Genomic DNA, 23161 nt, shown 5'->3' with positions numbered 1-23161 from the left:
GCCCGCCCCGTTGGGGCCGATGAGCGCGTGGATATGGCCCCGCTGGACCTTCAGGTTGACGTCATCGACCGCCACGAAGCCCAGAAAGGACTTCGTCAGGTGACGAGTCTCGAGAATGATGTCACTCATGCGTATTCAATCAGGAAGATGGGCGCCCATGCGAGGCTGAACCTGCCAGGGGCCTTGCACGACGCACCGGGCTGGCGCAATGCCCGCCATGATACAGGGCCTGTTGCGAAAATTACAGTCATTCTGTAACGGATTGCAGCCGCCCGCGGCCACCGGGCTGGCCCGGATCCTTGATGGACCCGGGCCCCCTGGCGTGTCGGAATGCCCTGCGCCGAGCTTATTTCTTCACCAGCGGGCAGACGCTGTCGGACAGTGGGCGCCAGGCCTGTTCGGCCGGGATTACCGAGTTGATCTTCAGCAGATCCCATTCGCCGGTGGACTCTTCGGGTGTCTTGGCCTGCACCAGCAGCATGTCATAGACCATGCGGCCATCTTCGCGGATGTGCCCGTTGTGGGTGTAGAAATCATCGATCGGAGTCTTCTTCATCTGCTCCACCACAGCCTTGGCATTATCGGCACCGACTTCCTTGACTGCATTCAGGTAGGCCATCGTGGCCGAGTACATACCGGCCTGCACCATCGAGGGCATCGCACCGTGCACCTCATAGAAGCGTTTGGCAAATGCCCGGGTTTCGTCGTCCCGGTCCCAGTAGAACCCGGTGGTGAACTGCAACCCCTGTGACGCCTCGAGGCCCATTCCCTTGACATCGTTCAGGAATACCAGCAAGGTGGCCAGTTGCTGGCCGCCCTGGGTGATGCCGAACTCCGAGGCCTGACGCACAGTGTTCTGGGTGTCGGTGCCCGCATTGGCCAGGCCAATCACCTTGGCGCCAGAAGATTGCGCCTGAAGCAGGAAAGAAGAGAAGTCCGCCGTGTTCAACGGCGCGCGCACGGCGCCCAGTACCTTGCCCCCGGATTCCTTCACGACATCGGCCGTATCCTTTTCCAGGGCATGGCCAAAGGCATAGTCTGCCGTGATGAAATACCAGCTGTCGCCGCCGTTCTTGGTCACTGCTGCACCTGTGCCATGGGCCAGCGCATAGGTGTCATACACGTAATGGATGCCATTTGGCGAGCAATTTTCGTTGGACAGCAGCGAAGACGCGGATCCAGCGAAAATCACCACCTTGTCCTTTTCCTGCGCGAGCTTCTGCAGGCCGATGGCTGATGCTGAATCGGTCGATTCGATGATCATTTCGACGCCGTCCTGGTCATACCACTTGCGTGCGGTGGCCAGGGTGATGTCCAGCTTGTTCTGGTAGTCGGCCGACAGCAGCTCGATCTTGCGACCGTTGACCGTGCCACCGAAATCGTTGATGGCCATCTTGACGGCCGCCACCCCACCGGGGCCGCCGTGCGCCGAGTAAATGCCGCTCATGTCGACGATGGCGCCGATGCGCAGCGGTGCCTCGTCTGCCGCCTGGGCGCTGGCCCCAATGGCCAGGGCACCGAACACGGCAGCGGTCAGCTTCAGATACTGAAAGGTTTTCATGGTTTGTCTCCGTAGAGGTCGGGTTGGTTCAACGCGGATTCATGCGCGAGCATGGGTATGGCACTGATTCGGGCCCGGATACGCAGGCGCAGCGATGTACGGCACCTGGGGGTGTGGCGCCTGCGCCTGGGCTCAGAATGGGGTTTTCGGATTGAAATTTGCACTGCGTTTCTGCAGGAAGGCATCGATCCCTTCGGTCCCTTCGGGGCCTGCAAAACCGATGAATTCGAGCGCCAGCGAGGCATCGAAGATGGGCAGGGCCTGCTTGACCCAGTGGTTGAGCATCATTTTTGTCCAGCGCTGTGCAGCCGGAGCGCCCTTGGCCAGGCGCGCGGCAATCTCCAGTGCGCGGGCCTCGACCTCTTCATCCGGTACAGCCATGGACACCAGATTCATGCGATCCGCCTCTTCGCCCGTGATGGTGTCCGCCGTCAGCAGGTAGTACTTGGCCTTGGCCATGCCGCACAGGAGCGGCCAGATGATGGCTGCGTGATCCCCGGCAGCCACACCGATCTTCAGGTGACCGTCGGACAGTTTTGCGTCATTGGCGACGATGGATACATCGGCCAGCAACAACGTGGCCAGGCCCGCGCCCACGGCCCATCCACGCGCCGCGGTGATGATGGGCTTACTGCAGTCCAGCATGTTGGTGACCAGATTGCGCGCCTCTTTCATCGTCTGCATTCTCAACGCATAGTCATCACAGACCTTGCGTTCGTGGTTCAGGTCGCCTCCGGCAGAGAAGGTCTTGCCGTCACCCGTGAACACGATCACGTTGACGCTGTCATCGACGTCCAGGTCGCGCCAGATTTCGGAGACCTCGAGGTGCATCCGTGGATCCATCGCCCCCAATTTCAGCGGCGACTTCATGGTGACACGCAATACGCCGGGACTGGGTCGGTCAAAGGCAAATCTTTCATATTGGGCATAACGATCGGTCACGGTCTTGCTTCCTTGTATGAAGGGGCTCATGCGGCCGGTGCCAGCCCCGGTGGTACGAAAATGGATGCCATGTGCGCATCCTTCACCTGCATCTGGAGACTCGCAATTTGCGTGCCAGATTCATTGAGGCTGTTTGGTGAACAGTGATACGCTGCGGCGGTCGTAAAGTGTTCAATTTGCGTACACGGTGTATTCCTGGCCGTCTATTCACATCGGGCGGACATTCAGCAGCCATTCATCGGGCAGGCGGGCTTTCAGCAGTTCGATGGCCATTCAGCGGGCCGATGCGCATTCAACAGGCAGACGGGCACTCAAACCGGCATTCAACTGCACATCGTCCTCGGACAGGCCTGGCAGGCATGCGTCATGACGCGTGCGTGGCGGTGTCGTGCGCATGGTCGTGAAAGCCGGCGTGCGCCTGCATGGAGATGGCACCATCGGCCTGTGCCACCCAGATCGACAGGGCACCGTCGTGCGCCGAGGCGTTCAGGCTCAATGAGTCACCCAGCAGATTGGGGCGCTGCGCCCGATAAACAAAGGATTTCAGCCGCCGGCCAGCGACTTCTTCGGCATATCCGGCAAGCACCGTAGCGCACAGGGGGCCATGGATCACCAGGTTGGGGTAGCCCTCGATGTTGCGGCAGTAGTCTGCGTCGTAATGGATCCTGTGGCCGTTGAAGGTCAGTGCCGAGTAGCGAAACAGCATGGTCGAATCGGGCGTGAAGGGCCTGCTGTACTGGCTGGGGCGGGCCTCTGCCGGCGTATGCCCCGCGCCTGGCAGGTTGGGGGTCTTGTAGACGATGTCATGGACTTCGCGAACCGCCTGCCGGCCGCACTGGATGATCTGGTGTTCCACGGCGACGAACACCAGGTCGCCACTGCGCCCCTGTTTGTGCTCCACGGACAGGATGCTGGATTGCTTCTCGACAGGCTGGCCCAGGATGAGGGGCGCATGGAATTCGAGCTGGCCGCCGGCCCACATGCGGTTGCTCAGCGGCACGGGCGGCAGGAATCCGCCGCGGGCGGCATGTCCGTCACGGCCCAGCTCGGCCGGCGGGCGCCCTTCGAGAAAATAAATCCAGTGCCACAGGGGCGGCAGGGCCGTGCCGTTTTCCAGGCTTTCGGGCGCGCGCCCCACGGTGGCCGCCATCAGGCGTGCGTGCCGTACGGACAGGACATCATGGTCTGTCATGGATCTCCCGACCCATTGACGCAGGTGGTTCATATCGAGTGTAGTCATGGCGCAATCTCATTGCATGCAACTGAAAATTCTGCCTGCAGGGACTTGGTGTGCTGTCCCAGCCGGGGAGCGGATTCGAATCGCTGCCTGTCCCAGGGCGCGCGTACGGGTGGCGCGATCAGGTGCAAATCCTCGTCGTGGACGGACATGGGCCAGGTGCGCAATGCAGGATGTTCGGCCAGTTCCGCCACCGAGCGCACTTGTCCGTAGGCGGTATTCGATGCGTTCAGGCGCGCCAGGGCCTGATCCCGGTCAAGTTGGGCGAACGCCTTTGCGATCAGCGCATTCAGCGCTTCACGATGCGCCACGCGCTGGTTGTTGGACGAAAAGCGTTCGTCGGCTGCAATGGCTGGATCCTGCAGGAAGTGGGCGCAGAACTGCTGCCATTCGCGCTCATTCTGTATGCTGATGACGATGTCGCGGCCATCCCGGGTGCTGTAACTGCTGTATGGCGCAATCGACGGATGCTGCAGGCCCTGGCGTGCGGGCGCCCCTTTCCCGTAGACCTGGTGCACATATGGCACCGTCATCCAGTCGGCCGCGCTGTCGAACAGCGAGATGGCAATGTTCGATCCGACGCCCGTGCGCGCACGCTGCGCCAGGGCCGACAATATGCCGATGGTTGCATTCAGGCCGGCGCCGATGTCGCAGATCGAGACCCCGATGCGCCCATAGGCTTCGGGTGCGCCGCTGATGCCGACCAGGCCGCTTTCACACTGGACCAGCAGGTCATACGCCTTCAGGTCGCTGCCCGGGCCTTCGCTGCCATAGCCACTGATGTCGCAGGTGATCAGACGTGGGTATTGTGCGCGCAGATCAGACTCTCCAAAACCCGCGCGGGCCAGCGCGCCTGGCGCCAGATTCTGAACCAGCACGTCGGCCCTGGCCAGAATGCGATGCAGCAGCGCGGCGCCCTCGGGTTGCTTGAAGTCCAGCATCAGCGATTCCTTGCCACTGTTGGCCCACACGAAATACGAGGCTTCGCCGTTGGCCGCCTGGTCATAGCCCCGGGCAAAGTCCCCCTCGGACCGCTCGACCTTGATCACACGGGCACCCATTGCGGCCAGGCGGCCTGTGCAGAACGGGGCTGCCACGGCCTGTTCGATGGCCACGACCAGGAGGCCATCGAGCGGTCCGGGCATTGAAATGGGCTGGCTGGGATCTGGTGCGTTCGACATGACGATTGTGCTCGAGGATGATGCGCGTGAATTTCGCCTGCAGTGCAGGTGGGCCAGACGCAATTATCCCGAGTCCGGGACGTGGGCAGAAGCGAGCAATTTCAAAGCCAGGATTTGTCATTCACGAAAGCTCAGGGTAATCTGATCGGCACGCCGGATGAATGCTGACCGCCAGGCTGGATGGATGCAGTCCCTCGAATTCATGCACTATGATTTTGTCGATCTGAAGGTTTTTCTTGCGGTGGCCGATGCCGGCAACCTGTCACGGGGTGCCCGGCGGGTTCATCTTGCGCCGTCTTCGGTCAGCCTGCGCATCAAGCGTCTGGAAGAAGCCATGGGGGCCCGGTTGCTGGTCCGCGGTGCGCGCGGGGTCAGCCTGACACCGGCCGGCCGGGTCATGGCCGATCACGCACGGCGCTGCGTGGCGCTGCTCGAGCAGATGCGCTCCGACATGCAGCCTTTTTCGCAACGCATCACGCGCCGGATCACGTTCTTCGCCAACAACAATGCCATCAGCTCGTACCTGCCCGACGATCTGGCGCGCTTCTTCGCCCGTTTTCCGGACGTGCGCATCATTCTCGAAGAGCACCCCAGCCACGAGATTGTCGATGCCGTGGCGGCCGCACGCGCCGATATCGGTGTCGTGGCACTCGATCAGACCCATCCGGATCTCGAGTTTCTCCCCTATCGGCAGGATCAACTGGTCATGCTCATGCCCAAGTCATCCGGGCTTGCTGCCACGGCGGACATCCACTTCGCAGACTGCATGGGCGAGCCGTTCATCAGTCTTCAACAGGGTACGGCGCTGCATACCTTCCTGGTTGGGCACGCGGCGGCCCTGGGTGGGCGGCTGGACGTGCGCGTGCAGGTCTCCGGCTATCGTGCCATTGCCCGTCTGGTGGCATCGGGCGCCGGCATCGGCGTGGTTCCGCGCTCCGCGCTCGAACCTGCCGATCAGCAATACCTGGCAGTGGTCGGGCTCAAGGAAGCCTGGTCACGACGCGATCTGCGCATCTGCATCCGGCGCGAGCGCCGCCACGCTCAGGATTTCCTGGCCGATCTGGTCGATAATCTATGTGCGGCTGCGGGGCTGCAGACATCCACCGAAGCCTGAAGACCGCGTGAATCGGCGGCATGCGTTTGTCATATGCAAAACCTGTGTTTGGCAAAATTCGCTTTTCCGGGTGTTCGAAGCCGACCATACTTTCCCTGTCGACGGCGCGGGCTGCCCGGCGTCCTGACACCCGTGCCGTTTCCCGTTCATTAGTGCCTGCCAGGCCTGGATCCCATGACTTCTTCCCTGACCCAACCGCTGGCCCGTTTCGTGGCCCAACTCAAATTTGATGATTTGCCCCCTGAGGTCGTGACCCAGGCCGGCCGCTTCCTGCTCGATGCCATCGGCTGTGCTTTTGCGGCCTACAGGGAAGATCCACGCAAGGCCCGGATTGCCGGTGATCTGGTGAGCCAGTTTGGGGCCACCGCGCAGGCCACCCTGATTGGTGGCGCGCAGACCCATGCGGCCCTGGCCGCACTGGCCAATGGCATGCTGATGAATGCAGCCGACAATGATGACACCCACAAGCGTGCGCTGGCGCATCTGGGCTCGGTGGTCGTGCCGGCCGCACTGGCGGTGAGCGAAGCCCGCGGGGGTACGGGGCGTGACCTGATCACTGCCCTGGTGGCGGGTTACGAGATCGGTGCCCGGGTCGGGATGGCGGTCATGCCCAGCCATTACCGGTTCTGGCATTCCACAGCCACCAACGGTACGTTTGCAGCCGCCGCGGCCGCCGCCCGGGCTGCCGGCCTGGGGGTCGATGCCACCTGCACTGCCCTGGGCTTTGCAGGAACCCAGGCGGCCGGCCTGAACACTTTTTTCGAGTCGGGTGATGATTCCAAGGGCCTGCATCCAGGCAAGGCGGCCATGAACGGCATACTTGGCGTGTTGCTGGCCGAGCTGGGTGCCAGCAGCCCGCCGGACATTCTCGGCCATCCAAAAGGCTATCTGGCGGCCTACAGCACCGAGCCCGATGCCGCTGCCCTGCAGGCGGGCCTCGGGGCGCGCTGGGAAATCCTGCAAAATGGCTTCAAGCTCTATCCTTCTATTCTGGCCAGCCATTCGCCCATCGGCGCGGCGCTCGACATCGTGGAGCGCGCCGGGCCGGTTGCCGACGAGATTGCGGCAGTCGAGATCCGTACCTATGCGACGGTGAAGTCGCATTTTTCCAGCAAGGATGTCCAGAAAACCATGGCGGCCCGGCTGTCCGTGCCCTATTGCGTGGCTGCGGCGCTGGTGGATGGCGAAATCACCCAGCGGCAGTTCGCGCCCGAACGCTTCAATGATGCGCGCATCCGCAGGGTGCTTGAAGTCACCGAAGTCGTGGCCGATCCCGAACTCACTCCACTGTACCCAGAGAAATTTCCGGCCCGGGTGGTCGTCACCCGGCATGATGGCACACGGCTCGAGGCCATCGTGTATTACCCCAAGGGTGATCCGGCCAACCCGTTGTCCGCCGCCGAGCTCGAACAGAAATTCCGGGATAATGTTCAGCAGGTCCTGAGTCCCGAGCAGGCCGACCGCCTGGTGGCATTGGTCGCCAATCTTCCGGGTATTCAGGTGGCAGACTTGTCGCAGGCCCTTGGTGGGCACTGAGGTCTGCGCTCGCTCTGACGGCCGCCTGGGCGGTCGTCTGTCCATACAAGAGGCAGGAGGGGCCCATGTGTGATGGTGCAGTATTGTCCGATGGCTGGCAGGGCTGGCTCGAACTGCCTGCGGCACGCGCGTTGCAGGCGCGGGGCCCATGGGTGGATCTGTCTCATCCGCTGGGCCCGGACATGCCTCGGCAGCCTTTTTTCCCGGTGCCCGAGTTTGGGCATTTCCGGCAGCGTCCGGGCTTTCCGCTGAACATCACCCGCATGGATATGGTGGTGCATCTGGGCACGCATGTCGATTCGCCGCGCCACCGTTTCAATGACGGCCCGGCTTTCGAGGATGTACCGCTCGAGCGCCTGTGGGGCCCGGGCCTGATCTGCCGCATCGACGCCGGTGGCGCGCACGAGATCGGCCCCGCGCAGCTCGAGGCGGCGTGTGCCGGGCTCGAGCCCGGCGACATCCTCATCCTGAATACCGGCATGCACCATCTGGCGGGGTCGGCTGCCTATCAGGATCACCCGTGGCTGAGCGTGGCGGCTGCCCAATGGCTGGTCGACCACCAGGTCAAGATGCTGGCGATCGATACGCCGACGCCCGAGATGCCGCATGCGCAGCGCGGGCCGGGGTTCGATTTTCCTGTCCACGAACGCCTGCTCGGGCATGGCGTGCTGGTAGCCGAGCATCTCACCAACCTCGACGGGTTGACCGGGCAGCGTATCGAGGTGCTTTGCAATGCCCTGAACATTCATGGAGGCGACGGGGCGCCTACCCGTATCCTGGCGCGCAGGGTGGCGGCATGAGCACGCGACTGGGAAAGAACGGCACGGACGTCACGGCTGCACTGGCCCGATTCGCCTCTGAACTGGCACTCGAGCACGTGCCCGAGGTCGTGCGAGCGCGCGCCAGGGCGCTGATTCTCGATTCGCTGGGTGTGGGCATGCGCGCCTGGTGGGACGCTGAATCCACCGGGGCGCACGTGGCGGCGCTGCAGGCCCTGGGGCAGGCCACGGCGTCCAGCCCAGAGGGTGGCTATGTACTCGGTGCCGCGCAACGCTTTGCACCGCCCGCTGCAGCGGAACTCAACGGTGCGCTGATCCATTCTCTCGATTTCGATGACACCTACGCGCGCGGTGCCCTGCATCCCAGTGCCACGGTGTTGCCGGCGGCCCTGGCGGCTGCCGGCATGGTGCAGGCGTCCGGGGCCCGGGTGCTGGCTGCGGTGATTGCCGGCTATGAGCTCGTCTGCCGGCTCTCGGTCGCCCTGGGGGCTGCAGACCATTATGACCGGGGCTTTCATCCTACGGCCACCTGCGGCGTGTTTGCCGCCAGCGTGGCGGCGGCCCGGGTGCTCGGCCTGGATGCCGCGCAGACAGCGTCGGCGCTGGGCATCGCGCTGAGCCAGGCAGCGGGGTCGCTGCAGTTCCTCGAGAACGGTGCGTGGACGAAGCGCTTCCAGGTGGGCGCCGCTGCACGGGCCGGCCTGGTATCGGCCTGCCTGGCGCGCGCTGGCTACAAAGGGGCGTCGCATCCGCTCGAGGGCCCGCATGGGTTCATGCGGGCCTATGCGCCGCATGCCGACATGCCGGCAGCGCAGATTGCCCTGGGAGACCAGTGGCGCACCCTGGATATCGCCATCAAGCCGTATCCGGCCTGCCGCTTTGCCCATGCGGCCATCGATGCCATCGTGGCCCTGCGCAGCGCCCACGATCTGGCGGGGGCTGAAATCGGGCACATCGAGTGCGCATTGCCGCACAAGGGCATTTTGCTGGTCGGGGCGCCCATCGAACAGAAACGCCAGGTGCGCAGCGTGGTCGAAGGCCAGTTTTCAATGCCGTTTCTTGCGGCCGTGGCCGTTCTCGATGGGCAGGTCACCTGGGATACCTACGGCCAGCGCCTGGGGGATCCGCATGTGGATGCGCTCATGCAGAAGGTGGATGTCATTTCGACACCTGCCATCGAAGCCCTGTTCCCCGATCGTTTCGGCGCGCAGGTGCGGATCCGGCTGGCCAGCGGGCAGGTGCTCGAGCACCGGGTCGACAGCCCGAGTGGCGAACCGGACAACTTTCCGTCGATGGCCGCGCTGCACGACAAGTTTTCGGGGCTGGTTGGCGGCCTTTATTCATCGGACGCGATCCAGGGGCTGCTGCACGATGTCCAGCACCTCGAACACCGGCCGGGCGTGGACAGCCTGTTCATCTCGCCGAAGAGCGCCTGATCACGGAATACCCGATCGAGGGACACCCGATCGAGTCCGGCCCGGACGGCTGCGCGCGTGGCTGCCGAAGCGTCGGGATCGTGGGCCGGCGCAGCCCGGCGGGAAACAACCCGAAAGCAGGCACTGGCCCTGTCCAGTGAACATTGAGTGTTGTTGTTGTGCAACGTTTGTTCGCTTAACTGGGCCCGACTTGCACGTCCAGATAGCCTTGAGCGCGGTTTTTTGGTGCAATAGACCCAACTTCCGATTGCGGAGTTGGAAGAGCAGCAGCACGATGTTGGCCTGCTCTGATTCACACAAATCTACGGAGATTTCTTACATGAAAAAGACTCTGCTCGCTGCTGCTCTGCTGGCTGGCTTTGCCACCGCCGGTGTTGCCCAGGCAGAAACGTCCGTGACGCTGTACGGTATCCTGGATACCGGCTACGGCTATCAGAATTTCAAATACAACGGCCCCAGTGGCGCTGGTGAACTCCGCGAAACCAAGTCCGGTGTGCGCGGTGACCTGAACGCCGGCAACCGCTGGGGGCTGCGTGGTTCCGAAGATCTGGGCGATGGCCTGCGCGCCATCTTCACCCTGGAGCAGGGCTTCAACATTGGCAATGGTTCCGAATACGCCCCGCGCCAGTGGCACCGCCAGTCGTTCGTCGGGCTGTCCAGCGATGACTGGGGTACGTTCACCATCGGTCGCCAGTACTCCGCCGGCAGCGCCTTTGGCGTCTACCGTGGCCCCAACGGCATGGGCATGGGCGATAACGAAACCGTGTTCGGCGCCGTTGGCGTGGCCGGTGAAGACCGGGTCGACAACTCCTTCAAGTATGTCACGCCCAACCTGTCCGGCTTCAGCGCCATCCTCATGTATGGCACCGGCACCGGCAACAGCGATACGGTCGGCCGTTACAAGGTGGCCGGTGGCGATTGGGAAACCTACGACAATCGCGGCAACCGCGTGTCGGTGGGTATCGGCTACAACAACGGCCCCATCAGCCTCGGCGCAAGCTATGATCGCCAGGGGTATGGTTCCGATGTCGACGCCGTCACCAGCTGGGTCATCAGCGGCGGCTATGACTTCGAAGTCATCAAGCTGATGCTGGCCTTCGGCCAGGATCGCCATGGCAAGCTGGGCTGGGCGCCCAAGGTGCCGGGTGGCATGGGGATCACAGGTGTCCTGCCTGCTGGCGTTGGTTATCTCGAGCCCAATGACCACAGCTTCAAGGCCAACAACTACGCCGTGGGCCTGAGCGCTCCGGTGGGCGGCGGCACTCTGTATGCCGGCTGGTCGCACTCCAACTCCAACCTGGACAACAGCAGCGCCTGGGGTGATTACGCTGGCAACATCAACACCTACCAGATCAACTACAAGTACCCCCTGTCCAAGCGCACCACGGTGTACGCCTATGGTTCGTACGGTACCAACCTGGGCTACATCCGCGACCTGAAGGGTACGGAAGCCGGCCTGGGCCTGACCCACGCGTTCTGATCCATGGCGTGGCATGCCACGCAGGATATGGCCCGGCATCTTGCCGGGCCAGCCAGAACCCGCCGGGGCTCGATCCCGGCAGAAAGCCACCCTTCGGGGTGGTTTTTCATTGGGGTGCCGGGTCGCCATCATCATGGCACGCGCAATCAGAAGGGCGTTTCCGCCGGGCTGCATCGCATGCGGCCAATGCGTCTGATTCGCATTCACCAGATTGTTTCAGAATGGCTGCTGCGCGGCACCAGGCCGTGCCCGAATGCTACAATCCGATAGTTTGATTGGATGGACCTGAGGTCTGGCATGAACCTTGAACAGTACTTCCCCGTGCTGCTTTTCATCATTGTGGCCACGCTGATCGGCGTGGCGCTGATGCTGGCAGGGCGCTTTCTGGGCCCCAACAGGCCCGATGCCGAAAAGCTCTCGGTCTACGAGTGCGGCTTCGAGGCCTTTGGTGATTCGCGCATGCAGTTCGACATCCGCTATTACCTGGTGGCCATCCTGTTCATCATGTTCGATCTCGAGATCGCATTCCTGTTCCCGTGGGCCATGGCCAACGGGGTGGTGGGCATGGTCGGTTTCTGGGCGGTCGCCATCTTCCTGGCGATCCTCACCGTGGGCTTCATCTACGAATGGCGCCGGGGTGCGCTCGATTGGGAATAACAGGGGGTACGCATGTCTGCAGAAGGCGTCATGAACAAGGGCTTCGTCACCACCAGTGCCGACAAGTTCCTGAACTGGGCCAAGACCGGGTCGCTGTGGCCCATGACCTTCGGCCTGGCCTGCTGTGCGGTCGAAATGATGCACGCGGGTGCCGCGCGCTATGATCTCGACCAGTTCGGCATCATCTTTCGCCCCAGCCCGCGCCAGTCCGACCTGATGATCGTTGCCGGCACACTGTGCAACAAGATGGCGCCGGCGCTGCGCAAGGTGTACGACCAGATGCCCGAACCGCGCTGGGTGGTGTCCATGGGGTCCTGCGCCAATGGCGGGGGGTATTACCACTACTCATACTCCGTGGTGCGTGGCTGTGATCGTATCGTGCCGGTCGATGTCTACGTGCCGGGCTGCCCGCCCACGGCCGAAGCCCTGGTCTACGGCTTGCTGCAGATGCAGAACAAGATCCGCCTCACCAACACCATTGCCCGCTAGGCACGGCTCCAGCCAGACGCTCCCCATGACACGTTCAGAAACTCTCAAGACCCACCTGCTTGCAGTGCTGGGCGATACGATCGATCTGGTCGAATCCCGCGGCGAACTGACCTTGCAACTGGCGCCCGATCGCTGGGCCGACGTCGGCCGCATCCTGCGCGACCATGCCGAATTGCGTTTCGAAACCCTGATCGACCTGTGCGGGGTCGATTACTCGGCCTGGAAGGCACCTACCTACGGGCCCGATCACGCGCCGCATCCGCGCCGCTTCGCCGTGGTCAGCCACCTGCTGTCGGTCACCCACAACTGGCGCCTGCGGGTGCGGGCGTATGCGGCCGATGACGAATTCCCCGTGGTGGCTTCGCTGGTCGATCTCTGGCCATCGGCCAACTGGTACGAGCGCGAAGCCTTCGATCTGTTCGGCATCGTCTTCGAGGGGCACCCCGACCTGCGCCGCATCCTGACCGACTACGGCTTCATCGGCCATCCGTTCCGCAAGGATTTCCCCATCTCGGGGCACGTCGAGATGCGCTACGATGCCCAGCAGAAGCGGGTCATCTACCAGCCCGTCACCATAGAGCCGCGCGAGATCACGCCGCGCGTGGTGCGCGAGGATCACTACGGCATAGAACGGTACTGACATGGCAGAGATCCAGAACTACAACCTGAACTTCGGCCCGCAACACCCGGCGGCGCACGGCGTGCTGCGCCTGGTGCTCGAACTCGATGGCGAAGTCGTCCAGCGGGCCGATCCGCACATCGGGCTGCTGCACCGGGCCACCGAAAAACTGGCCGAACACCGCACCTTCCTGCAGGCCCTGCCGTACATGGATCGGCTCGACTACGTGTCGATGATGTGCAACGAGCACGCCTACTGCCTGGCCGTCGAAAAGCTCCTGGGTATCCAGATCCCGGTGCGCGCCCAGTACATACGGGTGATGTTCGACGAAATCACGCGTATTCTCAATCACCTGATGTCGCTGGGCTCGCACGCACTCGACGTGGGCGCAATGGCCGTATTCCTGTATGCGTTTCGCGAGCGTGAAGATCTGATGGACTGCTACGAAGCCGTCTCGGGGGCGCGCATGCACGCGGCCTATTACCGCCCCGGGGGGGTGTATCGCGATCTGCCCGACAGCATGCCGCAGTACAAGGGCAGCAAATACCGTTCCGACAAGGAACTCAAGGCCATGAACGCCGACCGCGCCGGTTCGTTGCTCGATTTCATCGAGGCCTTCACCGAGCGGTTTCCCACATGCGTAGACGAATACGAAGTCTTGCTCACTGAAAACCGCATCTGGAAGCAGCGCCTGGTCGATATCGGCGTGGTGTCCCCCGAGCGCGCACTGGCCCTGGGTTTCACGGGCCCCATGCTGCGTGGCTCGGGCATCGAGTGGGACCTGCGCAAGAACCAGCCGTACGCGGTCTACGATCAGATGCAGTTCGACATCCCCGTAGGCGTCAACGGCGACTGCTACGACCGCTATCTGTGCCGCATCGCCGAGATGCGCGAATCCAACCGCATCATACGCCAGTGCGTCGAGTGGCTGCGCAACAATCCGGGGCCGGTGATCGTCGGCAACCACAAGGTGGCGCCGCCCAAGCGGGCGCGCATGAAAGAAGGGATGGAAGACATGATCCATCACTTCAAGCTGTTCACCGAGGGCATGCACGTTCCCGAAGGCGAAGCCTACGCCGCCGTCGAGCACCCCAAGGGCGAATTCGGCATCTACATGATTTCCGACGGGGCCAACAAGCCCTATCGCATGAAGATCCGGGCGCCGGGCTTTGCCCATCTGCATTCACTCGAAGAAATGTCGCGGGGGCACATGATCTCCGACGTGGTCACCATCATCGGGACCCAGGACATCGTCTTTGGCGAGATCGACCGCTAATGGCAGGATGATCAAGATGTCAAAATTGCTATCCGAACAGGCCTATCAGGCCATCGACCGGGAAACCGCCAAATATCCGCCCGATCAGAAGCAGTCCACCGTGATGGCGGCGCTGGCCATCGCCCAGGAAGAACACGGCTGGGTGTCTCCCGATCTCATCCGCGAGGTGGCCCTGTACCTGGGCATGCCGCCCATCCGTGTGCAGGAAGTCGCGAGCTTCTACACCATGTACCAGACGCAGCCGGTGGGCCGGTTCACGCTCACCATCTGTACCAACCTGCCGTGCGCCCTGCAGGGCAGCACTGCGGCGGCCGAGCATCTCAAGCAGACGCTGGGGGTGGATTTCCATGAAACCACGGCCGATGGCCTGTTTACCCTGCTTGAAGGCGAGTGCATGGGGGCCTGCGGCGATGCGCCGGTCGTCATCGCCAATGACAGGCACATGTGCTGCCGCATGACCCCCGAAAGAATCGATGCCCTGATCGCCGAACTGAAGGAGTCCGCATGACCGCGCAGGCCGTACTCGAGAAATTTTCTGCCGGAGCGCTCGACCCCGACCTGGGGGGCGACGCCGCGCGCAGCATGATCTTCCATGGGCGCCACCTGCAGCCGCAGATTCTGGCCGGGCTCGATGGCCACAATTGGGATCTCCAGGGCTACCTGGCGCGCGGGGGCTATCAGGCCCTGAAGAAAGTGCTGGCCGAAATGAAGCCCGAAGACGTGATTGCCGAGCTCAAGGCGTCCAGTCTGCGGGGCCGGGGCGGGGCCGGTTTCCCTACCGGGCTCAAGTGGTCCTTCATGCCGCGCAACATCCCGGGGCAGAAATATGTGGTCTGCAACTCCGATGAAGGCGAACCGGGCACGTTCAAGGATCGCGACATCCTGCGCTACAACCCGCATTCGGTCATCGAGGGCATGATCATCGGCGGCTACGCCATGGGCGCGTCGGTGGGCTACAACTACATCCACGGCGAGATCTTCCGCATCTACGAACGCTTCGAGCAGGCGCTGGCCGAAGCGCGCGAGGCGGGCTTCCTGGGCCAGGACATCTTGGGCTCGGGCTTTGATTTCGAACTCCACGCCCACCATGGCTTCGGGGCCTACATCTGCGGCGAAGAAACCGCCTTGCTCGAGTCCCTGGAAGGCAAGCGCGGCATGCCGCGTTTCAAGCCGCCTTTTCCGGCCAGCTACGGGGTCTATGGCAAGCCCACCACCATCAACAACACCGAAACCTTTGCCTCGGTGCCATGGGTCATCAACATGGGCGCCCAGGCGTACCACGAATCCGGTATCGAGAAGGCCGGCGGCTCCAAGATCTTTTCCATCTCGGGGGATGTCGAACTCCCGGGCAACTACGAAATTCCGCTGGGCACGCCGTTTGCCAAATTGCTCGAACTGGCCGGGGGCATGAAGGGCGGGCGCAAGCTGAAGGCCGTGATTCCGGGCGGCTCATCCTCGCCGGTACTGCCGGCCGAGATCATGATGCAGACCAACATGGATTACGATTCCATCGCCAAGGCCGGCTCCATGCTGGGTTCGGGGGCGGTCATCGTGCTCGATGAAACCCGCTGCATGGTGAAGTCGCTGATGCGTCTGTCGTACTTCTATTTCGAGGAATCCTGCGGTCAGTGCACACCGTGCCGCGAGGGCACGGGCTGGCTGTACCGCATGATGAAGCGCATGGAAAACGGCCAGGGCACCCTGGAAGACATCGAAACCCTCGATTCCGTCGCGCACAACATGATGGGCCGCACCATCTGCGCCCTGGCCGATGCCGCGGCCATGCCGGTGCGCAGCTTCATCAAGCATTTCCGCGATGAATTCGTCCACCACGTCGATCACAAGGATTGCGTGGTTCCCAAGTATCTGTAGGTCAGGACACCCCATGGTAGAAATCACCATCGACGGGCTGAAGATCGAAGCCGAAGAAGGCAGCATGGTCATCCAGGCTGCCCACGAGGCCGGCCTGTACATTCCGCACTTCTGCTATCACAAGAAGCTCAGCATCGCGGCCAACTGCCGCATGTGCCTGGTCGAGGTCGAAAAGGCGCCCAAGGCGCTGCCCGCCTGCGCCACGCCGGTCACCAATGGCATGGTGGTGTATACGCGCTCGCCCAAGGCCATCGACGCCCAGCGGGCGGTGATGGAGTTCCTGCTCATCAACCACCCGCTCGACTGCCCGGTGTGCGACCAGGGCGGCGAGTGCCAGTTGCAGGATCTCGCCATGGGTTATGGCGAGTCGGCTTCGCGCTACAAGGAACCCAAGCGCGTGGTGTTCCACAAGCCCATGGGGCCACTCATCTCGGCCGAGCAGATGCAGCGCTGCATTCACTGCACGCGCTGCATCCGTGTCGGCGAGGAAATCGGCGGCATCCTTGAAATCGGCCTGCTCAACCGGGGCGAATTCGCCGAGATCACCACCTTCGTGGGCGAGGCGGTCGAGTCCGAACTGTCCGGCAACATGATCGATGTCTGCCCGGTCGGGGCCCTGCTCTCGAAGCCCTTCATGATGGGGGCACGCACCTGGGAACTGGCCCGGCGCCGCTCGATCAGCCCGCACGACAGCGTGGGCGCCAATCTGGTGGTGCAGACCAAGATGGATCGGGTGCTGCGCGTGGTGCCCTTCGAGAACGAGCCGGTCAACGAATGCTGGATCAGCGACAAAGACCGCTTTTCCTATGCCGGCCTGTATGGCGACGATCGTCTGCAGCACCCCATGGTACGGGGCTGTGACGGGCAGTGGCACGAAGCCTCCTGGCAGGATGCCCTGCAATCCGTGGTGGCTGGCCTCAGGCAGGTCCACGATGATGGCGCAGGGGCGCAGATCGGCGCCCTGGCCACCGACACCGCCACGCTCGAAGAGCTGGCCTTGCTGGCCCGCCTGACGCGCGCCCTGGGGTCCGGGAACATCGACTTTCGCCTGCGCGGGCCGGGCTCGGCACTCGATGCCGTACGCAGCGGCGCCCCGTGGCTGGGCATGCCGATTGCCGAACTCAACGAACTCGATCGCGTGCTCGTGGTGGGCAGCTTCCTGCGCAAGGATCATCCACTCATGGCGCAGCGCCTGCGTCAGGCGGCCAAGAAGGGCATGCAGCTCACGCTGGTCGATGCGGTGGCGGTCGATCCGCTGGTGCCGGTCGCGGCGCGGATCACGGTCAAGCCCTCGGGCTGGGTGCAGGCACTGGCTGAAATCGCCGTGGCACTGGCGGGGCAGCGGCAGCAGCCGGTCCCCGCGGGGCTCGAGGGCGTAGCGCCGGGCGAGGGCGCCAAGGCCATCGCGCACAGTCTGGCCAGCGGCGAGAACGTCGCCGTGTTCATGGGCAATGGTGCGGTGGCGGATGATCAGGTCGCGCAACTGGCAGCCAATGCCCAGGCGATTGCACAGCTTTCAGGCGGGCGGTTCGGTTTCCTGACGCCTGGCGGCAATACGGTCGGCGGCTATCTGGCCGGTGCCGTACCCCAGGATGGCGGCCTGGATGCCCGCGCCATGCTGGGCGGCGAGCCGCTCAAGGCCTATCTGGTGCTGCATGCCGAACCGCGCATGGACAGCGATCTGGGCGAACGCGCCGTGCGTGCCCTGCAGGGCTCGGCCATGGCGGTGGCGCTCACGTCACATCGTTCGGCGGCCGAAGACTGGGCCGATGTCATGCTGCCCATCGCGCCCTTTACCGAAACCTCCGGCAGCTTCGTCAACGCCGAAGGGCGGGTGCAGAGTTTCAAGGGGGTCGCTGCGCCAGTGGGGGATACGCGCCCGGCCTGGAAAGTGCTGCGTGTGCTGGCCAATCTGCTCGAACTCGAAGGCTTCGATGACGACACGTCCGAGTCTGTGCGCGACAGCGTGATGCAGGGCGGTATCGATGGCCGGTTGTCCAATGAGATCGGCCTGGCGGCCGCGCCCGGAAGCGCGGGCGCGGGCCTCGAGCGGGTTGCCGAAGTACCGATCTATCGCACCGATGCGCTGGTCCGCCGGTCGCAGCCCTTGCAGGAGCATGTCAATTCGGCACCGCCGCAGGCCTGGGCGAACGCTGCAACCCTTCAGGCGCTGGGGCTGGTCCCCGGAGACGCCGTACGGGTGTCATCCGACCACGGTCAGATCCAGTTGCCCGTTGCGCTGGATGACGCGGTGGCGGATCAGGCGCTGCGCATCGCCGCGGCTTTCGAACACACTGCTGCGCTGGGTCAGGGCCCAGGCGCGATCCGGCTGGAGCGTTGCTGATGGACTGGTTGAACGTATTGAACGACTGGGGCTCGGGCCTGATCGGCGCCACCCCGTGGCTGGTGGTCTGGACGCTGGTCAAGATCGTCATCATTGCGGTGCCCATCATCCTGTGCGTGGCCTATCTCACCTACTGGGAACGCAAGATGATCGGCGCCATGCACGTGCGCCTGGGGCCCAACCGGGTCGGTTATCGTGGCCTGCTGCAGCCGTTTGCCGATGTGTTCAAGCTGCTCACCAAAGAGCTGATCGTGCCCACGCACGCCAGCCCTGTGCTCTATGTGCTGGCGCCCATCGTCACGCTGATGCCCGCCCTGGCGGCGTGGGCGGTGATCCCGTTCGGCCCGGATGTGGTGCTGGCGAACATCAATGCCGGGCTGCTGTTCATCATGGCGATCACCTCCATCGAGGTCTATGGCGTGATCATGGCGGGCTGGGCGTCCAATTCGAAGTATGCCCTGCTCGGGGCCCTGCGCGCATCGGCCCAGATGCTGTCCTACGAACTGGGCATCGGTTTCATCCTGGTCACTGTACTGCTGGTGTCGGGCACCCTCAATCTCTCCGGTATCGTGACCGGCCAGGATCAGGGCGTCTTTGCGGACATGGGGCTCAACTTCCTGTCCTGGAACTGGCTGCCGCTGCTGCCGCTGTTCATCATCTATGTGGTTTCGTCGGTTGCGGAAACCAACCGCCATCCCTTCGACGTGGTCGAAGGTGAATCCGAGATCGTGGCCGGCCACATGGTCGAATATTCGGGCATGGGCTTTGCATTGTTCTTCCTGGGCGAGTACGCGAACATGATCCTGCTCTCGGCCATGGCGTCGATCATGTTCCTGGGTGGCTGGCTGCCTCCGCTCGACATCGTGCCCCTGACCTGGGTGCCCGGCTGGATCTGGCTGGGTCTCAAGACGTTCGTGGTGGTGTCCATGTTCATCTGGTTTCGTGCGACCTTCCCGCGCTACCGCTACGACCAGATCATGCGTCTGGGCTGGAAGGTTTTCATCCCCCTGACGGGGGTATGGCTGGTGCTGGTGGCGATCTGGATGCAGACGCCCTGGAATATCTGGCAGTAGGGGGTACACCATGGAAGCAATCAAGGATTTCTTCGGCAGTCTGATGCTCAAGGAGATGTTCGAGGGCATGCGCCTGACGGGCAAGTATTTCTTCAAGCGCAAGATCACGCTGTATTACCCGGTCGAGAAGACGCCCACCTCGCCGCGCTTTCGCGGCCTGCATGCACAGCGCCGCTACGCCAGTGGCGAAGAGCGCTGCATTGCCTGCAAACTGTGCGAAGCCGTGTGCCCGGCCCTGGCCATCACCATCGAGTCCGAGCAGCGCGATGACGGCACCCGGCGTACCACGCGCTACGACATCGACCTCACCAAGTGCATTTTCTGCGGGTTCTGCGAGGAAGCATGCCCGACGGATGCCATCGTCGAGACGCACCTGCACGAGTACCACGGTGAAAAACGGGGCGACCTGTATTTCACCAAGGACATGCTGCTTGCCGTGGGTGATCGGTACGAAGCCGAAATCGCAGCTCGGCGCGCCGCCGATGCCCCCTATCGTTGATATCGGGAAACCGGAACCATGAGTTTTGATCTAGCCTTGTTCTATCTGCTGGCCCTGGTGCTGGTGGTGGCGGCCTTCCGGGTGATCACGGCCACCAGGCCCGTGACCGGGGTGCTGCACCTGATCCTGACCTTCTTCACGGCCTCGATGATGTGGATGCTGATCCAGGCCGAATTCCTCGCGCTCATTCTCATGATTGTCTATGTGGGTGCGGTGCTGGTGCTGTTCCTGTTCGTGGTCATGATGCTCGACATGAAGGCCGAGGGCCTGAAGCAGGGCATGAAGGTCTACCTGCCGCTGGGGCTGACCATCGGCGGCATCATGATCGTCGAGATGGCCGTCGTGCTGGTGCGCGCCTGGGGCCATGTCGGGCCCCTGGCGCCCGTGCCTGAAGACTACGACAACACGCTGGCACTGGGTACGGTCATGTACACCGACTTCGCCTACGCCGTGCAGGTGGGCGGCTTGATTCTGCTGGTGGGCATGGTGGCCGCCATCGCGCTCACGCTGCGCCGGCGGCCCGACTACAAGCGCACGGTGCCCAGCCAGCAGGTCCGTGTGCGCCCGGCCGATCGTGTGCGCCTGGTATCCATGAAGGCCCAGGTCGAAACCCCTGCCACCCCCGCCGAAGGAGCCGAAAAATGACCCTGGGCCTGAGCCATTATCTGATCGTCGGTGCCATCCTGTTCGCCATGGGGGTATTCGGCTTCTTTCTGAACCGGCGCAACCTGATCGTGCTGCTCATGTCGATCGAACTGATCCTGCTGGCGGCCAACATGAATTTCGTGGCGTTCTCGATCTGGTCGGGAGATCCCGCCGGGCAGATATTCGTGTTCTTCGTGCTGACGGTGGCGGCGGCCGAAGCCGCCATCGGGCTGGCCATCATGGTGCTGCTGTTCCGTAATCTCAGTACCCTCAACGTCGAGAAACTCGACCACCTCAAGGGATAAGCCCACCATGGATGCAAAGAGTCTTTATCTGCTGATTGCCCTGGCGCCGCTCTTCACGGCGGTGCTGGTGGGCTTGTTCGGTACGGGCTTCATGGGCTCGTGGATCACGCGCAAGGGTGCACACTGGCTGACCTGCGTGGGGGTGGGCGTCTCCCTGGTGGGTTCGCTGCTGGCGCTGCAGCAGACGCTGGATGGTTCGGTGTTCGATGAAACCATTTACATCTGGTCCTGGATCGGCCCCTTCAAGTTCGAAGTCGGCTTTCTGGTCGACACGCTCACGGCGCTGATGATGGTCGTGGTCACGTTCGTCTCGCTCATGGTGCACATCTACACCATCGGCTACATGAGCGATGATCGCGGCTACATCCGTTTCTTCTCCTATATCTCGCTGTTCACCTTTTCAATGCTGATGCTCATCATGGCCAACAACATGATGCAGCTGTTCTTCGGCTGGGAGGCGGTGGGCCTGGTGTCCTATCTGCTCATCGGCTTCTATTACGGCCGGCCGACTGCGGTGTTTGCCAATCTCAAGGCCTTCATGGTCAACCGGGTGGGCGACTTTGGCTTCGTGCTGGGTATTGCCCTGCTGTATGCCAACACCGGCAGCCTGCACTACGAGGCAGTCTTTGCGCAGGCCGATCGTCTGGCCGGCCTGAATTTTCCGGGTACGGACTGGCATTTGCTCACGGTGGCCTGCCTGGCGCTGTTCGTGGGCGCCATGGGCAAGTCGGCCCTGGCGCCATTGCACGTCTGGCTGCCTGATTCCATGGAAGGCCCGACACCGATTTCGGCGCTGATCCATGCAGCGACCATGGTGACGGCCGGCATCTTCATGGTGGCGCGCTTCTCGCCATTGTTCGAACATGCGCCAGCCGTGTTGTCGTTCATCATGCTGGTGGGGGCTTTTGGCGCCCTGTTCCTGGGCCTGATCGCCGTGGTGCAGAACGACATCAAGCGCGTGGTGGCGTATTCCACCTTGTCCCAGCTGGGCTACATGGCGGTCGCCCTGGGGGCGTCGGCCTATTCGGTGGCCATCTTTCACCTGATGACGCACGCATTCTTCAAGGCGCTGCTGTTCCTGACCGCCGGTTCGGTCATCCTGGGCATGCACCATGGGCAGGACATGCGCCACATGGGCGGCCTGCGCAAATACATGCCCATCACGTGGATCACGACGCTGATCGGCACGCTGGCGCTGGTGGGCTTCCCATTCTTCTCGGGGTTCTACTCCAAAGAGCCCATCGTCGAAGTGACCGAGGCCGCCAATGTCTGGGGCGCGAGCATTGCTCACTGGGCGGTGTACATCGGGCTGTTCGTCACCTCGCTGTATTCCTTCCGCCTGTACTTTCTGGTGTTCCACGGCAAGGAGCGCTTCGATACGAAAAAGGGCCCCAGCGCGCTGGTGCACGAAGAAGACTTCGAAGTGCTGCGCGGCGAGGCCAAAACCCAGGCCATTGCCGAGATGGCCCACCACCACGGTCTGCCCAAAGAGTCGCCCTGGGTGGTCACCGTGCCCTTGATGCTGCTGGCCTTCATGTCGATCGTCGCCGGCATCTGGTTCGTGCAGCCGCTGCTGTTCGGCAATTTCTTCGACGGTGCCATCCAGGTATTGCCCGAACACCCGGCCATGGCCGATCTGGCGGCACGCTGGCATGGCTGGGTGGCATACGGCCTGCATGGGTTCGTCAGCACGCCCTTCCTGCTGCTGCTGGCGGGGTTTGTGGTGTCCTGGTACTGCTGGCTGGTCAATCCGCGGGTACCAGAGGCGCTGGCACGTACTTTTGCACCGGTCTACCGGCTGCTGGACCACAAGCTGTATTTCGACTGGTTCAACATGCACGTCATCGTGCCTGCGGCCACGGGGCTGGGCCGGGGTCTCTGGCAGGGTGGTGACCGCGGCCTGATCGACGGCCTGATCGTCAACGGCAGTGCCCGCCTGGTGGGCATGACCGCTGCAGCCGGACGCCTGCTGCAGTCGGGCTACATCTATCATTACGCCTTCGCCATGATCCTGGGCATCATGGTGTTTCTCACATTCTTCGTCTTGATGGTTCACTGATGGCTAGCGAAATGGCGTCTTCAACACTCCCCTGGCTGACCCTGTCGATCTTCGTGC

The 23161-nt window shown here is 63.0% G+C and carries 21 protein-coding genes and 1 pseudogene; 17 read left to right on the top strand and 5 right to left on the bottom strand.

Annotation, left to right across the window (positions count from 1 at the left end):
* The 5 genes and pseudogenes from WCY17_RS13055 to WCY17_RS13035 form a co-directional block, all read right to left on the bottom strand.
* Positions 1 to 129, bottom strand: a pseudogene (locus WCY17_RS13055) (ABC transporter ATP-binding protein); the annotation flags it as partial.
* A 217-nt stretch (positions 130 to 346) separates the two neighbouring features.
* On the bottom strand, positions 347 to 1561 hold the full coding sequence (locus tag WCY17_RS13050) for an ABC transporter substrate-binding protein (RefSeq protein WP_372702627.1): 1215 nt from the start codon (positions 1559 to 1561) through the stop codon (positions 347 to 349).
* 132 nt (positions 1562 to 1693) lie between these two features.
* Positions 1694 to 2503: an enoyl-CoA hydratase/isomerase family protein gene (locus tag WCY17_RS13045; protein ID WP_372702626.1), complete on the bottom strand. Its 810-nt coding sequence runs from the start codon at positions 2501 to 2503 to the stop codon at positions 1694 to 1696.
* A gap of 364 nt (positions 2504 to 2867) precedes the next feature.
* Entirely contained in the window at positions 2868 to 3743 is an 876-nt protein-coding gene (locus WCY17_RS13040; RefSeq protein ID WP_372702625.1) for a MaoC family dehydratase N-terminal domain-containing protein, read from the bottom strand.
* Complete coding sequence (locus tag WCY17_RS13035) at positions 3740 to 4921, bottom strand: CaiB/BaiF CoA transferase family protein (RefSeq protein WP_372702624.1); 1182 nt, start codon at positions 4919 to 4921, stop codon at positions 3740 to 3742. The genes WCY17_RS13040 and WCY17_RS13035 overlap by 4 nt, the downstream gene beginning before the upstream one ends.
* 202 nt (positions 4922 to 5123) lie before the next feature.
* Here WCY17_RS13035 and WCY17_RS13030 point away from each other — a divergent pair, with 202 nt between their 5' ends.
* The 17 genes from WCY17_RS13030 (at position 5124) to nuoL (ending at position 23104) form a co-directional block, all read left to right on the top strand.
* Positions 5124 to 6035: a LysR family transcriptional regulator gene (locus WCY17_RS13030; protein WP_372702623.1), complete on the top strand. Its 912-nt coding sequence runs from the start codon at positions 5124 to 5126 to the stop codon at positions 6033 to 6035.
* Between the two features lie 174 nt (positions 6036 to 6209).
* Positions 6210 to 7571, top strand: coding sequence for an MmgE/PrpD family protein (locus WCY17_RS13025; RefSeq protein WP_372702622.1), 1362 nt, complete (start codon positions 6210 to 6212; stop codon positions 7569 to 7571).
* A 65-nt stretch (positions 7572 to 7636) separates the two neighbouring features.
* Positions 7637 to 8371: a cyclase family protein gene (locus WCY17_RS13020; protein WP_372702620.1), complete on the top strand. Its 735-nt coding sequence runs from the start codon at positions 7637 to 7639 to the stop codon at positions 8369 to 8371.
* Positions 8368 to 9786: an MmgE/PrpD family protein gene (locus tag WCY17_RS13015; RefSeq protein WP_372702619.1), complete on the top strand. Its 1419-nt coding sequence runs from the start codon at positions 8368 to 8370 to the stop codon at positions 9784 to 9786. Before WCY17_RS13020 ends, WCY17_RS13015 begins: the two co-directional genes overlap by 4 nt.
* A 319-nt stretch (positions 9787 to 10105) precedes the next feature.
* A complete protein-coding gene (locus WCY17_RS13010) occupies positions 10106 to 11266 on the top strand; it encodes a porin (RefSeq protein WP_372702618.1) in 1161 nt (386 codons plus the stop codon).
* Between the two features lie 297 nt (positions 11267 to 11563).
* Positions 11564 to 11923 (top strand): NADH-quinone oxidoreductase subunit A, encoded by a 360-nt coding sequence (locus WCY17_RS13005; protein ID WP_372702617.1) that lies wholly within the window; start codon positions 11564 to 11566, stop codon positions 11921 to 11923.
* 12 nt (positions 11924 to 11935) lie between these two features.
* A complete protein-coding gene (locus WCY17_RS13000) occupies positions 11936 to 12412 on the top strand; it encodes an NADH-quinone oxidoreductase subunit B family protein (protein ID WP_372685804.1) in 477 nt (158 codons plus the stop codon).
* A gap of 25 nt (positions 12413 to 12437) precedes the next feature.
* Positions 12438 to 13052, top strand: a complete 615-nt coding sequence (locus WCY17_RS12995; protein ID WP_372702616.1) for an NADH-quinone oxidoreductase subunit C — start codon at positions 12438 to 12440, stop codon at positions 13050 to 13052.
* Position 13053: 1 nt separating this feature from the next.
* Positions 13054 to 14307: an NADH-quinone oxidoreductase subunit D gene (locus WCY17_RS12990; protein WP_372702615.1), complete on the top strand. Its 1254-nt coding sequence runs from the start codon at positions 13054 to 13056 to the stop codon at positions 14305 to 14307.
* Positions 14308 to 14332: 25 nt separating this feature from the next.
* Positions 14333 to 14815, top strand: coding sequence for an NADH-quinone oxidoreductase subunit NuoE (gene nuoE, locus WCY17_RS12985; protein ID WP_372702628.1), 483 nt, complete (start codon positions 14333 to 14335; stop codon positions 14813 to 14815).
* Positions 14812 to 16179, top strand: coding sequence for an NADH-quinone oxidoreductase subunit NuoF (gene nuoF, locus WCY17_RS12980; protein WP_372702614.1), 1368 nt, complete (start codon positions 14812 to 14814; stop codon positions 16177 to 16179). Before nuoE ends, nuoF begins: the two co-directional genes overlap by 4 nt.
* 13 nt (positions 16180 to 16192) lie before the next feature.
* Positions 16193 to 18523 (top strand): NADH-quinone oxidoreductase subunit NuoG, encoded by a 2331-nt coding sequence (nuoG, locus tag WCY17_RS12975; protein ID WP_372702613.1) that lies wholly within the window; start codon positions 16193 to 16195, stop codon positions 18521 to 18523.
* On the top strand, positions 18523 to 19596 hold the full coding sequence (nuoH, locus tag WCY17_RS12970) for an NADH-quinone oxidoreductase subunit NuoH (RefSeq protein ID WP_372702612.1): 1074 nt from the start codon (positions 18523 to 18525) through the stop codon (positions 19594 to 19596). Before nuoG ends, nuoH begins: the two co-directional genes overlap by 1 nt.
* A 10-nt stretch (positions 19597 to 19606) precedes the next feature.
* Complete coding sequence (nuoI, locus tag WCY17_RS12965) at positions 19607 to 20095, top strand: NADH-quinone oxidoreductase subunit NuoI (protein WP_372702611.1); 489 nt, start codon at positions 19607 to 19609, stop codon at positions 20093 to 20095.
* 18 nt (positions 20096 to 20113) lie between these two features.
* Positions 20114 to 20740 (top strand): NADH-quinone oxidoreductase subunit J, encoded by a 627-nt coding sequence (locus WCY17_RS12960; protein WP_372702610.1) that lies wholly within the window; start codon positions 20114 to 20116, stop codon positions 20738 to 20740.
* Complete coding sequence (gene nuoK / locus WCY17_RS12955) at positions 20737 to 21045, top strand: NADH-quinone oxidoreductase subunit NuoK (protein WP_372685796.1); 309 nt, start codon at positions 20737 to 20739, stop codon at positions 21043 to 21045. The genes WCY17_RS12960 and nuoK overlap by 4 nt, the downstream gene beginning before the upstream one ends.
* 7 nt (positions 21046 to 21052) lie before the next feature.
* Positions 21053 to 23104, top strand: coding sequence for an NADH-quinone oxidoreductase subunit L (gene nuoL, locus WCY17_RS12950; protein WP_372702609.1), 2052 nt, complete (start codon positions 21053 to 21055; stop codon positions 23102 to 23104).
* Positions 23105 to 23161 lie beyond the last annotated feature (57 nt).

The organism is Castellaniella sp., assembly GCF_041677825.1.
Lineage (GTDB): Bacteria > Pseudomonadota > Gammaproteobacteria > Burkholderiales > Burkholderiaceae_B > Castellaniella.
This window is presented reverse-complemented; position numbering and strand designations above follow the sequence as displayed.